General features: G+C 66.1%; 14 protein-coding genes. 10 read left to right on the top strand and 4 right to left on the bottom strand.

Features of this window, described 5'->3' with window-relative positions:
• Window positions 1-145: 145 nt before the first annotated feature.
• Window positions 146-2,173, top strand: coding sequence for an FUSC family protein (locus ASILVAE211_RS05710; protein ID WP_227320335.1), 2,028 nt, complete (start codon window positions 146-148; stop codon window positions 2,171-2,173).
• Window positions 2,174-2,241: 68 nt separating this feature from the next.
• The gene (locus ASILVAE211_RS05705) at window positions 2,242-3,726 is read left to right on the top strand and encodes a multicopper oxidase family protein (protein WP_227320334.1); all 1,485 of its coding nucleotides are present in this window, start codon (window positions 2,242-2,244) and stop codon (window positions 3,724-3,726) included.
• Window positions 3,727-3,900: 174 nt separating this feature from the next.
• Here ASILVAE211_RS05705 and ASILVAE211_RS05700 read toward each other — a convergent pair whose 3' ends face one another.
• Window positions 3,901-5,706, bottom strand: a complete 1,806-nt coding sequence (locus ASILVAE211_RS05700; RefSeq protein WP_227320333.1) for an ATP-binding cassette domain-containing protein — start codon at window positions 5,704-5,706, stop codon at window positions 3,901-3,903.
• A 186-nt stretch (window positions 5,707-5,892) separates the two neighbouring features.
• On the opposite strand from ASILVAE211_RS05700, the gene lepB reads away from it, so the two are divergent.
• From lepB to ASILVAE211_RS05665, 7 genes are all read left to right on the top strand, one after another.
• Window positions 5,893-6,636 carry a signal peptidase I gene (lepB, locus tag ASILVAE211_RS05695; protein WP_227320332.1) on the top strand — a complete coding sequence of 248 codons (744 nt, stop codon included), beginning with the start codon at window positions 5,893-5,895 and terminating at the stop codon, window positions 6,634-6,636.
• 47 nt (window positions 6,637-6,683) lie between these two features.
• Window positions 6,684-7,397, top strand: coding sequence for a ribonuclease III (rnc, locus tag ASILVAE211_RS05690; protein ID WP_227320754.1), 714 nt, complete (start codon window positions 6,684-6,686; stop codon window positions 7,395-7,397).
• A complete protein-coding gene (era, locus tag ASILVAE211_RS05685) occupies window positions 7,394-8,299 on the top strand; it encodes a GTPase Era (protein WP_227320331.1) in 906 nt (301 codons plus the stop codon). The genes rnc and era overlap by 4 nt, the downstream gene beginning before the upstream one ends.
• Before the next feature lie 210 nt (window positions 8,300-8,509).
• Window positions 8,510-9,382 (top strand): D-amino-acid transaminase, encoded by an 873-nt coding sequence (locus ASILVAE211_RS05680; RefSeq protein WP_227320330.1) that lies wholly within the window; start codon window positions 8,510-8,512, stop codon window positions 9,380-9,382.
• Window positions 9,383-9,466: 84 nt separating this feature from the next.
• Window positions 9,467-10,486 (top strand): NADP-dependent oxidoreductase, encoded by a 1,020-nt coding sequence (locus ASILVAE211_RS05675; RefSeq protein ID WP_227320329.1) that lies wholly within the window; start codon window positions 9,467-9,469, stop codon window positions 10,484-10,486.
• Window positions 10,487-10,489: 3 nt separating this feature from the next.
• Window positions 10,490-11,224 carry a ribose-5-phosphate isomerase RpiA gene (gene rpiA, locus ASILVAE211_RS05670; RefSeq protein WP_227320328.1) on the top strand — a complete coding sequence of 245 codons (735 nt, stop codon included), beginning with the start codon at window positions 10,490-10,492 and terminating at the stop codon, window positions 11,222-11,224.
• A 57-nt stretch (window positions 11,225-11,281) separates the two neighbouring features.
• Window positions 11,282-11,716, top strand: a complete 435-nt coding sequence (locus ASILVAE211_RS05665) for a DUF1810 domain-containing protein (protein WP_227320327.1) — start codon at window positions 11,282-11,284, stop codon at window positions 11,714-11,716.
• Between the two features lie 143 nt (window positions 11,717-11,859).
• Here ASILVAE211_RS05665 and ASILVAE211_RS05660 read toward each other — a convergent pair whose 3' ends face one another.
• Together ASILVAE211_RS05660 and hrpB are read right to left on the bottom strand one after the other, a co-directional pair.
• Window positions 11,860-12,249, bottom strand: a complete 390-nt coding sequence (locus ASILVAE211_RS05660; protein ID WP_227320326.1) for a RidA family protein — start codon at window positions 12,247-12,249, stop codon at window positions 11,860-11,862.
• Between the two features lie 37 nt (window positions 12,250-12,286).
• Complete coding sequence (gene hrpB / locus ASILVAE211_RS05655; protein ID WP_227320325.1) at window positions 12,287-14,728, bottom strand: ATP-dependent helicase HrpB; 2,442 nt, start codon at window positions 14,726-14,728, stop codon at window positions 12,287-12,289.
• Between the two features lie 119 nt (window positions 14,729-14,847).
• On the opposite strand from hrpB, the gene ASILVAE211_RS05650 reads away from it, so the two are divergent.
• The gene (locus ASILVAE211_RS05650; RefSeq protein WP_227320324.1) at window positions 14,848-16,935 is read left to right on the top strand and encodes a protein-disulfide reductase DsbD family protein; all 2,088 of its coding nucleotides are present in this window, start codon (window positions 14,848-14,850) and stop codon (window positions 16,933-16,935) included.
• 37 nt (window positions 16,936-16,972) lie between these two features.
• Here the strand turns inward: ASILVAE211_RS05650 and ASILVAE211_RS05645 are convergent, their stop codons facing one another.
• Window positions 16,973-17,437, bottom strand: coding sequence for a DUF2147 domain-containing protein (locus tag ASILVAE211_RS05645; protein ID WP_227320323.1), 465 nt, complete (start codon window positions 17,435-17,437; stop codon window positions 16,973-16,975).

Below are 17,437 nucleotides of genomic sequence, written 5' to 3'. Positions count from 1 at the left end.
CCCCCCCGGCATTGCATAGAATTCGACAGGAAATCGCACCTTCGCCGTGGACTGAGACTGGTCCCGAGGTCATCCTCCCAGCGGGGTGACGCGAGCGCCGCGAGCGGCGCCCGGCAGTTGCAGGCAGCGAATTCCAGGGTCGGGCATGAGTGACATCCAGCATACAAGTCTGACCTATCGTCTGGCGCGGCGGCTGGAATCCTATTCCTTTGCGGCAGCCCCCGAGCAGATCGGCGTGCTGGAAGGGGTCAGGGCCGCACTCGCCGTCGCCAGCCTGGTCGCGCTTGCGGTCTGGCTCGGGCGACCCGAACTATCCTGGGCGGCCTTCGGCGCCTTCTGGGCCTGCCTGTCGGACCCCGGCGGCCGGGACAGCCTGCGCCTGCGCGTGCTGGGCATTTTTGCCATCGGCGGCACGGTTACCGCCTTCCTGGCGGCGGCGGCGGCGGGCATCAGCCCCGTCGTCGCGGGTCTGGCGTTGCTCCCGCTTGTTTTCCTGCCGGGCCTGGGCGGCACCTATGGCCCGGCCGTCAGCCAGGCCGGCACGCTGATCGCGGTGGTCGCGGTGGTTGCCGTCGATTTTCCGCGCGCGCCGGCCGACGCCCTGGCGCTGGCGGGCATCTTTCTCTGCGGTTGCCTCTGGGCGATCGTTCTTTGCATCTTCGTCTGGCGCATTCCACGCTACGCGCCGGCCAGGCGCGCCATCGGCTCGGTCATTGCCCGCCTTGGCGACATGGCGGCCGAACTGCTGAACGGTGAACGGCATCACCGGCAGGGGCGGGCGGTGTGGGATGCGATGAATGCCGAACATCGCCGGGCCGTCCGCGCGGCCATAGAACGCGCGCGTGGCATCGTGCTCGGTGTCGAAAATGGCAGCGCCTATTTTATGGCGGAAATCGATGCGGCCGACCGCATCTTCGCCGGCCTGATCGCGGCCGGCCACCATATCGCGGATCGCGACACGCCATTGGATGACGGGCCGGAGCGCAGCCTGCTGTCCCGCCTGCCGCTGCTGCTGGCCGAAGCGCATCGTCAGGTCATGCGGCGTGACCCGGCCTCGGCTTCGCTGGCCGCCGGCGCCGATGCTCTGTTGCGGGATTGCCGCGCGACCAATAGCGCGATGACGCGGGCGATCGGCGCCACTGTCCAGGCTTTGGCCGATATCGCCCAGCTCTGGCGGCAGCGGGCAACCGCTAGTGATGTTCTGCCGGCCGCGACGCCCGGGGGTGGGCTGGGCCTGCGGCGCGCAGTGCCACCGCCAGTTCTGCATCACGCCATACGCCTCGCGATTGCCGTCATCCTGGCCTATGCCCTGGCCCGCTGGCTTGACCTCGCCTTTTCCTATTGGGCGACCATGGCGACGGTCGTTGTCTTGCAGCCGATGGCCGCGACGACATGGCCGCGCACGGTCGAACGCATGCTGGGTAGTATCGCCGGCGGCATTCTGGCGGCACTGATCCTGACCGTCCTGCCGGTCAAGCTGGCGCTGCTTCTGGTCATTCTGCCGGTCGCGGCGGCAGCGATTGCCTTCCGCCTCGTCAATTACACGATCTTCGTCATCTTCCTGACCGCGCTCTTCGTGCTGGTGACGGCGCTGTTGCAGCCGGTCCACGGCATTCCCTGGGCGCGGGTCGTCAACAATATCCTGGGTAGCCTCATCGGCCTGTCCGCGACCCTGCTGCTATGGCGGCGTCAGGGGCCGACGCCGCGCGTGCTTCTGGCTGCCGCCGTCGAAGCCAATCTGGCCTATGCCGCCGCTGTCGTCGCCAGTGTGGGCACGTCGCCCGCGCTCGATGCCTTTCGTCGCGCGGCCGGCATCGGCAGCAATGCGGCAGAGATGCTGCAGCATCGCATGGCGCTCGAAGGGCAGCGCCGGCGCGCCCGTCTGGTCGAGATGGAAGCCGTCCTCTACGCCTTGCGCGGCGTGGCGGGCGCCTCGACAGCGCTGGCACTGTCCGACCGCGAAAAAAGCACCGAGGACGCCGAAAGCATCCAGCGGCAATCGGCCGTTCTGGTGCAGGCTTTCCGCCAGGGCGGGCCTCTCCCCGATCCGCAGATCGCCTGCGCGGCCAGCGAGGACATCGTTCATACCATCGTCAGCGTGACACTGGCCGCACGGAGCTATTTGGAACCGGTTTCGGCTGTGACGGCGGATCGGCACGGCTCCGCCATTTGACCTTGCCACGGGGGAAGCCGGTAGCAGGCTGGCCTACCCGACCCACTGACCGTTTTGCAGGAATGCCCATGTTTGACAGGATGACGCGGCGACGGGTTCTGGCTGGCGCCGGTGCCACTTTGGCGCTGCCTCGCATCGGCGCGGCGCATGCGGCCGCGCCGATGCGGCTGACCGCCGGCACCCGAATGCTGGAGGTGAATGGCCGCGCCGCGCGCGTTTACAGTCTGGTCGATGATGGCGGGAGACCCGGCCTGACGCTCGATCCGGGTGACCGCTTCAACGTGACGTTGCAGAATGCTCTGGCGGAGCCGACCATCATCCATTGGCACGGACAATTGCCGGATTGGAAGCAGGACGGTTTTCCCTGGCCGCAAACGCCGCCGCTGCCGGCCGGCTCGTATAAGGCCTATGACTTCGTGGCCGTTCCAGGAACCTTCTGGATGCATTCGCATCAAGGCCTGCAAGAGCAGGGTTTGATGGCCGCGCCATTGATCGTGCGGGATGCGGCGACGGTCGCCGAGGATCGGCAGGAGGTCGTGCTTACGCTGCACGATTTCAGTTTTCGCGCCCCCGATGAACTGCTCGCAGGCCTCACCAAATCGGGCGGCATGGCCGGCATGGCGATGGGGTCCATGAATTCCATGCAGATGACATCAGGATCGATGTCGGACTCAAGCATGAGCAAGATGCCTATGAGCGGTATGTCCACGACCGACATGCCGCCGTCCGGCAGCGTCGACCTGAATGACATCGGTTACGATGCCTTTCTGGCCAATGACCGCACCCTGGCGGACCCTGACATCGTGCGCGTGGAAGCATCCGGTCGCATCCGTCTGCGCGTCATCAACGGTGCCTCGTCCAGCCAGTTCTGGCTCGATCTTGGCGGGCTGACCGGTCAGGTGGTGGCGGTTGACGGTCACGCGGTGCGTCCGGTCGGTGGCCGCCGCTTTCCCCTCGCGACCGCGCAGCGGCTCGACATTCTGCTCGACCTGCCGGCGGCCGGCAGCTTTCCGATTGTGGCAGTACTCGAAGGCTCCGACCGTCAGACCGGTTTTATACTCGCGACACCCGGCGCGTCTGTTGGCAAAGTAGCCGATAAGGCCAGCAAAATGACGCCACCGGTTGACCTGTCACTAGAGCGGCGTCTGTCCGCTGTCACGCCGCTGGCCGCACGGGCTGCGGACAGCAGGCAGACCATCGTCCTGTCGGGCGCCATGCAGCCCTATGCCTGGTCCCTAAACATGGCGGCCTGGCCGAAGGTGCCGCCGCTTATGCTGACGGAAGGGCAGCGCGTGGAAATCGACCTGATCAATGCCTCGACCATGGCCCATCCCATGCACCTGCATGGTCATGCCTTCCAGGTCGTGGGGATCGGCGGCAAGCCTGTGCAGGGGGCGGTGCGGGACACCGTGCTGGTGCCGCCGCTCGGCGGCCAGGTCCGCATCGCCTTCGATGCCGGCAACCCCGGCCGCTGGGCCTTCCACTGCCACAACCTCTATCACATGATGACGGGTATGATGATGGAGTTCCGCTACCGGGGTATTGAAGTGTGATAGATCAGATTTGGAGAGGGGTTATTTGATTCGTCACCCCCGGCCTTGTGCCGGGGGTCCAGTCGGTGCGGCGCCCAAACGCTGGGATGCCCGGCTCGGGGGCCGGGCGGGGCCGCCCGCGGCATGACGATATTATGCGCCGATTTCAGGTAAAGATGGCCGGTTCCTGACTGGTCAGGAACCGGCCATCTCTTCCCGCATCACTTCCAGTTCCAGCCAGCGTTCCTCGGCGCTCGCCAGATCGGCCTCCGTCTGGGACAGCTTCTCGGTATAGGCGGCGAATTTCTTCGGATCCTTGGCGTAGAGCCCGGGGTCGGCCATCAGCCTTTGCAGCTTGGCGATCTCCGCCTGCATCGTGGCGATCTGCCCGGGCAGCTTCTTCAAGGCATCGACATCCTTGAAGCTCATCTTTTTCGCGGACGGCGGGACGCCGGCGGGCTTGGCCGCGGACGAGGATTTCGCCATCGCCTGGGCGGCAGCCCGGCTCGGCAGATCGGATTTGCGCTGCACGATCATATCCGAATAGCCGCCGGCATATTCCGTCCAGCGCCCGTCGCCTTCGGCCGCCAGGGTCGAGGTTACCACGCGGTCGAGGAAGTCGCGGTCATGGCTCACAAGCAGCACGGTGCCGGCGTAATCGGCCAGCATGTCCTGCAACAGATCCAATGTCTCGAAATCCAGATCGTTGGTCGGTTCGTCGAGGATCAGCAGATTGGACGGACGGGCCAGCGCGCAGGCCAGCAGCACGCGCCCGCGCTCCCCGCCCGACAGCGTGCCGACAGGCGTGCGCGCCTGTTCGGGCTTGAACATGAAGTCCTTCATATAGCCGATGACGTGCCGCTTCTCGTCACCCACCTGCACCATGTCGCCCAATCCGCCGGTCAGCGTATCGGACAGCGTCTTTGTCGGGTCCAGCGTCGCGCGCTGCTGGTCCAGCGTCACCGTTTCCAGATTGGTGCCGATGCGGATGCCGCCCTGGTCGGGATCGACCTGACCGGTCAGCAGTTTCAGCAGCGTCGACTTGCCGGCGCCGTTCGGCCCGACGATGCCGAGCCGGTCACCGCGAATGACCCGCAGATCGAGATCCTTCACGATCGGCCGGTCATAGGTTTTCGACACGCCTTCTGCGACGAAAACGAGTTTGCCCGAGCCTTCGGCCTCGCTCGCCGCCATCTTCGCGCCGGTCGCGACGGTATTGCGGTCGCGGTATTTGGCGCGCAGATCGGCCAGTTCGCCGACGCGCCGCACATTGCGCTTGCGCCGGGCGGTGACACCGTAGCGCATCCAGTCTTCCTCGCGGGCGATTTGCCGGGACAGCTTGTGATGCTCGGCCTCCTCCTGCGCCATCAGCTCCTCGCGCCAGTCGTCATAGGCGGCGAAGCCCCGATCGACGCGGCGCGTGGTGCCGCGGTCGAGCCAGACGAGCGAGCGGGACAGGTTGGTCAGCAACCGGCGGTCATGGCTGATCAGAACCAGGCCGGTGCGCATCCGGCCGAGCTCGCTTTCCAGCCATTCGATGGCCGGAAGGTCCAGATGGTTGGTCGGTTCGTCCAGCAGCAGCAGATCGGGCTCGGGCGCCAGCGCGCGGGCGAGGGCGGCGCGGCGCGCCTCACCGCCCGACAGATGGGCCGGGCTTTCCTCGCCGGTCATGCCCAGCGAATAGAGCAGGCTGACGGCGCGATAGGGATCGTCTCCCGGTCCCATCCCGGCCTCGACATAGGCGAGGGTGGTCGCATAGCCTGACAGGTCGGGCTCCTGCGGCAGGTAGCGGATGGTCGCACCCGGCTGGATGAAGCGCGTGCCCTGGTCCACGGGCAGCAGACCTGCGGCAATCTTCAGCAGCGTCGACTTGCCGGACCCATTGCGGCCGATGAGGCAGATGCGGTCGCCGGCGCCCACCGCCAGCTCCGCCCCCCGCAGCAGCGGCACGGAGCCGAGATTGATGTGGATATCCTGCAGCATGAGAAGAGGGGGTGCCATGGGCGGCTTGTCGCCGATCCTTAGCCTGCCGCGCAAGCGGGGTCAGGGCACCGCAGCCAAGCCTCGGCTCCAATGCGCTTCAAATGGGGGCAAGATGACGCTTCCTTAAGATACACCGGCCCTTGCTTGACAGGCCTACCTCTTTCCGCGACATGCGCAGAGCGTGTTCAGAGGTCAAAGACTCCTATGTCTCAGCGTAAACCAGGCGGCTGGGGCGACAGCCTCAAGACCATCATCTATGCCGCACTGATCGCAATCTTCATCAGAACGTTCCTCTACGAACCGTTCAATATCCCATCCGGCAGCATGATTCCGACCCTGCTGGTGGGCGACTACCTGTTCGTCTCCAAATTCAGCTACGGCTATTCCAACTATTCCTTCCCGCTGTCGCCGAACCTCTTCCAGGGGCGGATCTTCGGCAGCCTGCCGAAGCGCGGCGATGTCGCGGTCTTCCGTCTGCCGCGCGATCCGAGCATCGATTACATCAAGCGCATCGTCGGCCTGCCCGGCGATACCATCCAGATGAAGCAGGGCCATCTCTATATCAACGGGACCGAACTGCCGCGTGACCCGGATGGCGGCTATACGACGGAAGGCGACGGCGACGGTCCGCCGATGGCGCTGAAGCAGTATATCGAGACCATGCCGGATGGGTTGAAGCACCCGATCCTGAAGGCCTCCGATGACGGCCCGCTCGACAATACCGACGTCTATCACGTGCCGCCGGGCTATGTTTTCGGCATGGGCGACAATCGCGACGACAGCCTGGACAGTCGCGTGCTTGACGCCGTCGGCTATATTCCGGTCGCCAATCTGGTCGGACGTGCCAATATCATCTTCTTCTCGATCGACGCCAAATATCCCTGGTGGGAAATCTGGCAGTGGCCCTTCGAGATCCGCTGGAACCGCATCTTCCAATCCATTCATTGACCGACACGCAATCGCCAAAAGCCAAGTCCGCGGCCTCCTCCGAGCTTCTGGCGGAAGAGGCCCGCGCGGCCGTGGAGCAGATCCTCGGCTACCGCTTCGCCAATCCCCGGCTGCTGCAGGAAGCGCTGACGCACCGCTCCGCCGCCGGTGCCGGCCAGGGCTCCAACGAGCGCCTGGAATTCCTCGGCGACCGCGTGCTGGGCCTGACCATTTCCGTCTGGCTGACCGAACATTACCCGCGTGAGCAGGAAGGCGCGCTTGGCCGCCGGCTGGCGCAGCTCGTCTCCCAGCCTGTCCTCGCGGAAGTCGCCGAGCGCCTGGGCCTGCCGGCCTTGCTGTCGGTGGCCCCCGGCGAGGCAAGGGCAGGCGTGCGCCGCCGCGCCTCGGTTCTGGCGGATGCGGTCGAAGCCCTGCTCGGCGCCATGTTCCTCGATGGCGGGCTCGACCCCGTGCAGCATTTCGTGCGCGCCAATTTCGCGTCCGCCATGCTGGCTGCGGCCGAACCACCCAAGGACGCCAAGACCGGCCTCCAGGAATGGGGGCAGGCGCGCGGCCTCGGCCTGCCGGCCTATGACATCGTCTCCCGCGACGGCCCCTCGCACGAGCCGCATTTCGTCATCAGCGTTCGGCTGGGCGAAACGGAAGCGCGCGGGGAGGCCGGTTCACGCAGGGCTGCCGAGCAGGAGGCCGCTCAAGCATTGCTGGACCAGCTCAGGCGCGCTACGGACGGGAAAGCCAAGCCAGGACCGAACAATAAATGACCGATCAGCGAACCGCGCCGACGCGCTGCGGCTTCGTCGCCATCATCGGCGCACCGAATGCGGGCAAGTCGACCTTGCTCAACCGGATTGCCGGAGCGAAGCTCTCCATCGTCAGCCCCAAGGCGCAGACCACGCGCTTCCGCATCATGGGCATCCTGATGCACGGGGTGGCGCAAATTCTGCTCGTCGACACGCCCGGCATCTTCCAGCCGCGCCGCCGGCTGGACCGCGCCATGGTCAATGCCGCCTGGACGGGCATGCAGGATGCCGACCTGACCGTGCTGATGGTCGACGCCAAGGCCGGCATTTCCGACCTTACCGATGGCATTCTGAAGCGCCTGGAAAATTCGGAGCGCGAAGTCTGGCTGGTGCTGAACAAGGTCGATCTGGTCGAGCCGCAGCGGCTGCTGCCGCTGATCGCCGAGATCAACGCCCGGGTGAAATGCGTTGAGACCTTCATGGTCAGCGCCGTCACCGGTGAAGGCGTGGCCGAACTGCGCGATGCGCTGGCCGCCGCTGTGCCGGAAGGCCCGCATCTCTACCCCGACGAGGAACTGACCGACCTGCCGGACCGCTTGCTGGCGGCCGAGATCGTGCGCGAGCAGATCCTGCTGCAGACGCATCAGGAAGTGCCGCATGAAACGACGGTCGAGACCGAAAGCTTCAAGGAACGGCGCGACGGGTCCGTGCGGATCGATGCCAATATCACCGTCTCCCGCTCCGGCCATAAAGCCATCCTGATCGGCGCCGGCGGCGCCCGCATCAAGGAAATCGGCGCGCGCGCGCGGCTTGAGCTGACGAAGCTGTTCGACCGCAAGGTCCATCTCTTCCTCACCGTCAAGGAACGCGCCGGCTGGGACGAGAAGACGCAGCATATCCGCGCGCTGGGCCTGGACGACTGAAGGAGCGCCTGGAGCGTTTCAGATTTTGATTGAAACGCACCTTTTACTGTCGCCCGCGGCTTCATGCCGCGGGTCTACCCGCTGCGGCGCCCAAAGGCCGTCATGGCGCCCAACCGGGTAGATGCGCGGCATGAAGCCGCGCATGACGCAATGAATAATGTTTCCGCCTCATCCTGAAACGCTCCAACCTTCGACAAACAGGACGCCTTCATGAGCCGCATCGCCTATGTCAATGGCCGCTATGTGCCGCTGGCCACAGCCCAGGTCCGGGCAGAGGATCGCGGCTTTCTGTTCGGGGACGGCGTTTATGAAGTGGTGCATCTGCATCGCGGCCGCTTCGTGGATGAGGAGAAGCATCTCAACCGGCTGACCCGGTCGCTGGGCGAGCTGCGCCTGGCCTGGCCCGTCGGCCGGCGCGCGCTGGAAGGCATCATCCGTGAGGTGGTGGAGCGGAACCGGCTGCATGACAATGCGCTGGTCTATATCCAGGTCACGCGCGGTGCCGGCAAGCGGGAGCATTATTTCCCCAAGGCCGGAACCCGGTCCACGCTGGTCGTCTTCGCCCGTGCCTTGCCGGCCTTCCCCAGGGATGTCGATGCCTGGGCCACCAGCATCATCACCGGCCCCGACCAGCGCTGGGATCGCTGCGACATCAAGACCGTCAATCTGCTGCCCAATATCCTCGCCAAGCAGGCGGCCAAGGAAGCGGGGGCATTCGAGATGGCGCAGGTGGATGCCGACGGCATGGTCACCGAATGCGCTTCCTCCAATATCTGGATCGTCGATGCGGCCGGCCAGTTGCGCACGCGGGCGCTGGGCCATGAAATCCTGCCCGGCTGCACGCGCGCCGCGCTGTCTGAGCTTCTCTCGGCGGAAAACCTGACCTTGTCCGAAACGGCCTTCAGTCTGGAGGAGTTGCGCGCCGCTCGTGAAGTTTTCATCACGAGTGCAACGAGTTTCGTGCGGCCGATCACCAGGGTTGACGACGATTCCGTCCAGGACGGAACGGTCGGTCCGGTCACGCGCAAGCTTTTCGCGGCTTTTACCAGACATGTGCAGGGCGGCTTGCCGAACGCCGCCTGAGGCGCGAAGGATAGCGCAAACGCGCCGCCTCGCGCCCTGGCCGTGAGCGGCGTGGAGGGCGGCTAACGATAGGGACGATCTCGCATGAGCAACCTTCGCCGCTCCGTCACCCTCGCCAGCCGCCCGAAAGGCGCGCCGACGCTCGATAATTTCGAGATGCGGGAAGAGGTCATGCCCAAGCCCGGCGAAGCCGAGGTACTGACCCGCACGCTGTGGCTGTCGCTGGACCCCTATATGCGCGGCCGGATGAGCGACAAGGCATCTTATGCGGCGCCGATCGCGATCGGCGCGCCGATGACCGGCGAGACGGTGGGCGAGGTGGTCGAATCCCGTGATCCGCGTTTCACTGCCGGTGATATCGTGGTCGGCGCCTTCGGCTGGCAGTCCCATATCGTGTCATCGGGTGATCGCCTCACCATCGTGCCCACGGGCGTGCCCTATTCCGCCTATCTCGGCGTGCTCGGCATGCCGGGCGCCACCGCCTATGCCGGCATGACGGAGATCGGCCAGGTGAAGCCAGGCGAGACGGTCGTCATTTCGGCGGCCTCCGGCGCGGTCGGTGCCGTCGCCGGCCAGCTCGCCAAGCGGGCCGGCGCGCGTGTCGTCGGCGTCGCAGGCAACCCGGACAAATGCCTCTATATCCAGGACACGCTCGGCTTCGACGAGTGTATCGACCATCGCGCGGTCATGGATCTGGGATCCGCCCTGCGTGACGCCTGCCCCAAGGGCATCGACGTTTATTTCGAGAATGTCGGCGGCGACCTGCAGGACGCCGTCTATCCGCTGATGAATGATTACGGCCGCATGATCATGTGCGGGATGGTCGCCGAATATAACGACACCAAACCGCGCCCCGGCCCCAATCTGATGGATGTCGTCAAAAAGCGCCTGCGCATCGAAGGCTTCATCGTCACCGACAAACTACAGCGCTTCGTCGACTGGCGGGCCATGGCCACCCCTTGGGTCGCCGACGGCAGCCTGCATTTCCGCGAGCATGTCGTCGATGGGCTTGAGAATGCGCCCGAGGCCTTCATTGACCTTCTGCGTGGCCATAACTTCGGCAAACTCGTCATCCGCGTGGCTGAACCCTCCAAAGGAGTCTGATCCATGGCCGAGCAATTGAGCCCGCAGGACGCCGCCAAACAGGCGGCGGCCGACGCGGCGGCGGCGATGATCGAGGACGGCATGCTGGTCGGCCTCGGGTCCGGCACCACGCTGCGGCGCTTCGTCCGCAGCCTCGGCGCCCGTTGCCAGGCCGGACTGAAAGTGACCGGCGTGCCGACGTCGGAAACGACCCGCGCGCTGGCCATCGAGGTCGGCGTGCCGGTGGCCGATCTCAACGATGTCGGCGAACTCGACATCGTTTTCGATGGCGCGGATGAGATCGACCCGCAGGGGCAGATGATCAAGGGCGGCGGCGGCAATCTGCTGTGGGAGAAGATCGTCGCGACGGCAGGCAAGCGTTTCGTCGCCGTCATCGACGGCAGCAAAACCAAGGACCAGCTTGGCCAGTTTCCGCTGCCGGTGGAGGTTATCCGCTTCGGCTGGCACGCGACGGAACGGCTGATCCGCGAATTGCTGATCGAAAGCGGCTATCTGGAACCCAAAATTGTGCTGCGCGGCGGCCTGGATACCCCCTTCGTTACGGATTCCGGCCATTACATCCTGGACTGCGCGCTGGGCGTGATCACCCATCCCGAAGCGCTGTCGGTCGCGCTGAACCGGATTCCAGGCGTGGTCGAGAACGGGCTTTTCATCGATATCGCCCGCTCCGCGATCATCGGGGAGCCGGACGGCGCGCTGAAGACGATCGACTATCCGGATCGGCTGGCCGGCAGCTAAGGATTTTTCCACCCTCGCCTGTCTATCCTGCGGCAAAGGGCGAGGGGGGCAGGCCGCATGCCGAACAGTTTCGATCTCGAGCAATTCGTCAGGGCGCAGGAGCAGGTCATGCCGCAGGTTCTGCGGGAATTGCGGGCGGGCCATAAGCGAAGCCACTGGATGTGGTTTGTGTTTCCGCAACTGCTGAGCCTGGGACACAGCATGATGTCCCGGCAATACGGCATTCCGTCACTGGCGGCGGCGCAGGCCTATCTGGCGCATCCGCTGCTGGGAAAGCGGCTGATGGAATGCACGCGGCTCACGCTTCAGGCCGATCAATGGTCGGCCTTGGCGTTTTTCGGTAGCCCGGACGACATGAAGTTTCATTCCTCCATGACGCTGTTTGACCGTGCCCGTCCGGACGCCTGCTTTCGCGAGGCGCTGGACAGGTTTTTTCACGGCAAGGGTGATCCGCGCACGCTGGAAATTCTGCGCATGGCGCGCGGATCCTGACAGAGTAAAGTTTGCTAGGTTTTCACTGAAACAGCATTCCCGCGAATGCGGGAATCGTCTGGGGCAGACGCTGCAAGCGGGAGAAGATGCCCGCTTTCGCGGGCATGACGATTGAGGGCGATTCAAACCAAGCCTGACAGACTCTAAGCCTTGGCGCGGCGTTTGCGGGCGGTGACTTCGATTTCGATCTTCATGCGTGGATCGGCAAGGCCTGCGACGATCATCATCGAAGCCGGACGCACGTCGCCGAAATATTTGCGCAGCACCGGCCAGCAGGCTGGGAAATCATCTCCGTTGGGCAGAACGTAATTGGCGCGAACGACTTCGGCGAAGCTGGCGCCTGCTTCCTCCAGCGCCCAGCCGATATTCTTCAGAGTCTGCTCTGTCTGCTCGGCCACATCCTCGGAAATGGTTTTCGCCGCGTAATCGAAACCCGTGGTGCCGGAAACGAAAACCCATTCCTCATCTACCACCGCACGCGAATAGCCGATCTCGGTCTCGAATTGCGATCCGGAGGAAATGAGGCGGCGCATGACGGCTCCTGATTGGTTGAGGGGCGGCAGCTTGGCGCTACCGGCCCTCGGCGACAAGCGGGTTCTCGGGCCAGTTATGCCTGGGGTAGCGGCCGCGCATGTCCCGCCGCGCGTCGGCCCAGGCCCCTTGCCAGAAGCTGGCGATATCGGCGGTGATGGCAATCGGCCGCCCGGCGGGGGAGAGCAGGGACAGGCGCAAGGGAATGCGCCCGCCGGCCAGTTTCGGCGTCTCGGCGAGCCCATAGAAATGCTGGGCGCGGGCAGCGGCCATCGGCACCGGCTCGCTGTAATCGACCGCCGCCCGCCCGCCGGGCAGGGACAGATGCGTCGGCAGATCGCGGTCGAGGCGGCTACGCAGCGACCAGTCCAGCCGGTCCAGCAGCAGGGATCCGATATCGAGCCTGGCGAGGTCGCTCAGCCGGGTCAGCCCGTGCAGATGCGGTGCCAGCCAGTCCTCCATACTTGCCGTCAGGCTTGCGTCGTCGCTCGCGGGCCAAAGATCGGGTTCGACGCCGTTCATCAGCGTCAGCCGCGCCTGCACGCCGCGTGCGAATTCGGTCCAGGGCAGGCGCGACGGGTCGCGCCGCATCGCATCCAGCAGGGCGGCGGCGGCTTCCGCCGCATCCGGCGGGCCGGAGCGGTCTTCCAGGATCAACGCGCCCAGGCGCCGCCGCCGGCGCGCCAGGATGCTGCCGGTGACAGGGTCGAGCGTGGTTTCCACCGTCTCCGTCACGCGCCGGGCGAGGTTCGGCGGCAGGGCTGCCGGGTCCAGGGGGGCGGCCATGCGGATGCGGGCGGAGGTCTTCATTTCCAGGGATGCGACGGCCAGCAGGGAGGCGCGGGCCAGCGGATCGCTCAGCGGCACTTTGGCGCCGCCGCCGCCCGAGAGGCGAAAACTGCCGGGCTCACCCCTTCGCTGGGCCAGCCGGTCCGGAAAGGCGGCCGCGATCAGCGGGGCCGGGTCTCCGGCCGCCGTCACGTCGCCGCGCAGGCCCAGCCGCCCGCGATAGCTTTTTGCCGCCTGCCTGATGCGCTGCACGGCGCCGCGATCGGCCTGCGCACTGCCATGTCCGGCCAGGGCATCCAGCCTGAGCATGATATCGGCCGGCCCATCCGGCCCCGTGCGGAGTGGGTCGCGTTCCTCCAGCAGCGCCGCCAAATCGGCGGCCAGCGCCTTCTGGCCAAGCGTTTCCGCCGTCAGCATCATCGCGGCCAGACGCGGATGCGCGCCGACCGCGCTCATGCGCTGGCCGAGCGGCGTGATGCCGGCTTCCGGCGTCATCGCGTCCAGATCGACCAGCAAAGCCAGCGCTGCCGCCAGCGCGCCTTCGGGCGGCGCATCGGGGAAGGGGAGTGCCGCCGGTAGCGTCCCCCATTGCGCGCAATCCAGCAGCAGGCCCGAAAGTTCAGCCTCCAGGATTTCCGGCCGGTCATAGGGCCGCAATCCGCGCTGAAGCGCGCTGGTCCAGAGCCGGATGGCAATGCCGGGCGCTTCGCGTCCCGCACGACCTGACCGCTGGTCGGCGGCGGCCCGGCTGATGCGTTCGGTCACCAGCCGGGTCAGGCCGCTATTGCTGTCCATGCGCGGCGTGCGGCGGAAACCGCCGTCGATGACGATGCGCACGCCCGGCACGGTCAGCGAGGTTTCGGCGATGGAGGTGGCCAGCACCACCCGCCGCTGGGTGGCCGGGCGCAGCGCCAGATCCTGGGCGGCGGGCGGCAGGTCGCCGTGCAGCGGCAATACCAGCGCATCGACGCCCTGCAAGGCCGTCTCCGTGCGGCGGATTTCCCCCATGCCGGGCAGGAAGGCCAGGATATCGCCGTCAGCTTCGGCCAAGGCGCCCCGAATGCTGCGGGCCATCGCCTCCGGCAGGTCGCGCAGCTCCGTCACGTCGCGGGCGCTATGCCGGATATCGACCGGGAACATGCGTCCGGCACTTTCGATGATCGGGGCCTGCATCAGCGCCGAAAGGCGCGCGCCGTCCAGCGTTGCGGACATGGCGATCAGCCGCAGGTCCGGGCGCAGCAGGCGCTGCGCGTCCAGGCACAGCGCCAGCGCCAGATCGGCTTCCAGCGAGCGCTCATGAATTTCATCGAGGATGACAGCGGAAATGCCGTCCAGCCCAGGGTCGGACAGCAGTCGGCGCACCAGCAGCCCGGTCGTCACCACCTCGATCCGCGTGGCCGCCGACACCGCGCTGTCGATGCGGGTGCGAAAGCCCACTGTCTGGCCAACGCTTTCGCCGATCAGGCTGGCCATGCGGGTCGCGGCCGCGCGGGCAGCCAGGCGGCGCGGTTCCAGCATCACGATACGGCCCTCCGCCCAGGGGGCGTCGCGCAGCAAAGCCAGCGGCACCGTCGTCGTCTTGCCTGCGCCGGGCGGCGCCACCAGGACGGCATTGGGCTGCCTGGCCAGGGAGTCCAGCAGCGACGGCAGTGCCTCGGCCACGGGCAGATCGGTCAGAAAGTCTTCAAGCACAAGGTAAAGTCCCGCATTTCGCTGGTCAGGTTACACCAGCATCACTGGAGATGCAGCGCATCGGCCTGTAAAAGGTCGGCATGATATATTGTGCCCGCAGGCTGAAGCTCGTCCCGCGCATGACCGTCGTGGCCATCGTCGCCTTCGTCACGGGTTTCTGGCTCGTGGCGGGCAGGCCGGCGCAAGCGGCGCAGAGCCTCTTTGCCTCAACGCTGAATAACGAGGTCAGCGTCGTCTCGGACGTCGACAGCGTGGCACCGGGCACGCCGTTTCATATCGGCCTGCTCTTCGGGCTCGGCCAGCATTGGCATATCTACTGGACCAATCCGGGCGATGCCGGCGCCGCGCCCACGGCGGCGGTAACGCTGCCGGAAGGGGGCAAGGCCGGTGATATCCAATGGCCTATTCCGAAGGTCATCAATGACGGGCCGGTGACGAGCTACGGCTATAGCCGCAAGCTGGCGCCCGTTCTCCTGCCGCTGACGATCACGCCGCCGAAGAGCATCGATGGCGCGCATTACACCGTGAAGGTCGCGGCCACCTGGCTCGTTTGCAACGACATCTGCGTGCCGGGCCAGGCGGATTTCTCTCTGGCCCTGCCGGTCGAGGCCAAGCCGCGTCCCTCGCATGAGTCGGCCCTCTTCGCCGGGGCAGCGGCCGATATGCCGCATGAGACGGATTGGCGCGGCTGGATCGAGCCGGACGGCACGCTGACGGTCGATGGCGCCGGCGCGTCGCGCGACCGGGTGGCCAGCGCCTATTTCTTTCCGACGAGCCAGGGCACGATTGACCAGGACTATTTCCAGCCGGTGAAGATGAGCCGGGGGCGCCTCGTGCTCGGCCTGAAACTGGCGGCTGATTACAAGGCGGATCAGCCGCTGGAAGGGCTGCTGGTGCTGACGGCGGCCGATGGCAGCGAAAGGGCGGCGATGATCAGCGCCACACCTGGCCTGCCGCCGGTGCAGATGCCGGGCAAGGCCGCCTGGATGGTGCCTTTGGATGTCCTGGCCTCCGCCCGCTATCTCAGCCTGATCGGCGCGGCGCTGCTGGGCGGGCTGATCCTCAATCTGATGCCCTGCGTCTTTCCGGTCCTCGCCATGAAGGCGGCGCATCTGGCTCATCTGGGTGATGCGACGCGTGGCCGGGCGCGGCGGGACGGCTTCGTCTACGGCCTCGGCATCCTGGTCAGCTTTCTGGCTCTGGCGGGCGTGCTCTTCGGTCTGCGTGAAGGCGGCAGTGTCGTCGGCTGGGGCTTCCAGTTCCAGTCGCCGGATTTCGTCCTGGCCATCACCTGGCTGCTCTTCGCGGTCGGGCTGAGTTTTTCCGGCATATTGACCGTCGGCATGCGCTGGATCGGCCTTGGGCAAGGCCTCACGGAAACCGGTGGCGCCTTGGGCAGCTTTTTCAGCGGCGTGCTTGCGGCCGTGGTCGCCACACCCTGCACTGCGCCTTTCATGGGTGCGGCCATGGCGGCGGCCCTGTCAGGGCCACCTCTGCCGGGGCTGCTGATTTTCGTGGCACTCGGTATCGGTCTCGCTCTGCCGATGGTCGTGCTGAGCTGTATCCCCGGTATCGGGCGAATTTTTCCGCGCCCCGGCCGCTGGATGGTCATCCTGCATCAGGCGCTGGCCTTTCCGGTCTATGCCAGCGTGCTGTGGCTGGTCTGGGTCGCGAGCGAGGAGGGCGGATCGTCCTTGCTGATCTATTCAGGCCTGGGCCTGTTGCTGATCGCCTTCGCGGCCTGGGCCGGGCGCCTGGGCGGCCGGGTCGCGCCGGTCATCGCGAGCTTGGCCGTGGCGGTTCTGATTCCGGTCTTGTGGGAAGCGCGAATTGCGCCAGCGGCGCAAGCCGCGCCATCCGCCTCCGTCGCGGAAGCCTTCACGACCGATAAGCTGAATACGCTCCGCGCCGCCGGCAAGCCCGTTTTCGTCAATCTGACGGCCGCTTGGTGCGTCACTTGTCTTGTGAATGACCGTCTGGCGCTGGGCCGCGCCGTCGTGCAGCAGGGCTTCCGGCAGACCGGCGTGACCTATCTGGTCGGTGACTGGACGAAAGCCGATCCCGCAATCACCGCCTATCTCAAGGAATATGGGCGCAGCGGCGTGCCGCTTTATGTTTTCTACCCGCCGGGGCATCACCAGCCGATTCTGCTGCCCCAGATCCTCACGCCCAATCTTGTCCTGACGACCATCGGCGCGGCCGGCTAGGCGCGGCCGGCTAGGCGCCGCCGCCGGTTAACGCCGGTTATTCCAAAGAATTCGGCGGCATCCGGCAATCGGCGGGCGGCGTCGGCCCGGTATAGCGGGTCCAGAAGCGAGTTGCGCCCAGCATGGGCAGCAGGAAATAGCCGCGCAGGCGCAGTTGATCGGCGGACATCACCCGCACTTTGGCGCTGTAGTGATGGCCGCTTTGCGGATCGACGATGGAGCCCATCCAGGCCCGTTTGCGCGGGTGCAGGTCACGAATGAACACGAAGCGGCATTGAGAGGCGTGATTCCAGGTCTGCGGCGTCGGGTCTGTCGGGTGATCGATCTGAAAGCCGACCAGCGCGCCGCAGCGTAGGCCCTCGCCGCAGGGATAGATCTGCACCACGCCTTCGCCCTTGCCCGTCACCCAATAGCCGCTGGGGTCAGGGGGCGCGGCAGAGGCTGGCCCGTAACCGGCGGCCAGCAGCAGAAGACCGAAGACGGCAGCCAGGATGATGCGCAT

It is taken from the genome of Acidisoma silvae (genome assembly GCF_020618775.1).
Lineage (GTDB): Bacteria > Pseudomonadota > Alphaproteobacteria > Acetobacterales > Acetobacteraceae > Acidisoma > Acidisoma silvae.
The sequence above is the reverse complement of the archived record's forward strand: the minus strand, read 5'-3'. Positions and strand labels throughout refer to the sequence as shown.

What these genes read in the sequence shown, in the direction of transcription:
- ASILVAE211_RS05675 (WP_227320329.1), top strand. Translation starts at nt 9,467, where the DNA reads ATGAGCAACCTTCGCCGCTCCGTCACCCTCGCCAGCCGCCCGAAAGGC.
- lepB (WP_227320332.1), top strand. Translation starts at nt 5,893, where the DNA reads ATGTCTCAGCGTAAACCAGGCGGCTGGGGCGACAGCCTCAAGACCATC.
- ASILVAE211_RS05650 (WP_227320324.1), top strand. Translation starts at nt 14,848, where the DNA reads ATGACCGTCGTGGCCATCGTCGCCTTCGTCACGGGTTTCTGGCTCGTG.
- ASILVAE211_RS05700 (WP_227320333.1), bottom strand. Translation starts at nt 5,706, where the DNA reads ATGGCACCCCCTCTTCTCATGCTGCAGGATATCCACATCAATCTCGGC.
- ASILVAE211_RS05710 (WP_227320335.1), top strand. Translation starts at nt 146, where the DNA reads ATGAGTGACATCCAGCATACAAGTCTGACCTATCGTCTGGCGCGGCGG.
- rpiA (WP_227320328.1), top strand. Translation starts at nt 10,490, where the DNA reads ATGGCCGAGCAATTGAGCCCGCAGGACGCCGCCAAACAGGCGGCGGCC.
- ASILVAE211_RS05680 (WP_227320330.1), top strand. Translation starts at nt 8,510, where the DNA reads ATGAGCCGCATCGCCTATGTCAATGGCCGCTATGTGCCGCTGGCCACA.
- era (WP_227320331.1), top strand. Translation starts at nt 7,394, where the DNA reads ATGACCGATCAGCGAACCGCGCCGACGCGCTGCGGCTTCGTCGCCATC.
- ASILVAE211_RS05660 (WP_227320326.1), bottom strand. Translation starts at nt 12,249, where the DNA reads ATGCGCCGCCTCATTTCCTCCGGATCGCAATTCGAGACCGAGATCGGC.
- ASILVAE211_RS05665 (WP_227320327.1), top strand. Translation starts at nt 11,282, where the DNA reads ATGCCGAACAGTTTCGATCTCGAGCAATTCGTCAGGGCGCAGGAGCAG.
- ASILVAE211_RS05645 (WP_227320323.1), bottom strand. Translation starts at nt 17,437, where the DNA reads ATGCGCATCATCCTGGCTGCCGTCTTCGGTCTTCTGCTGCTGGCCGCC.
- ASILVAE211_RS05705 (WP_227320334.1), top strand. Translation starts at nt 2,242, where the DNA reads ATGTTTGACAGGATGACGCGGCGACGGGTTCTGGCTGGCGCCGGTGCC.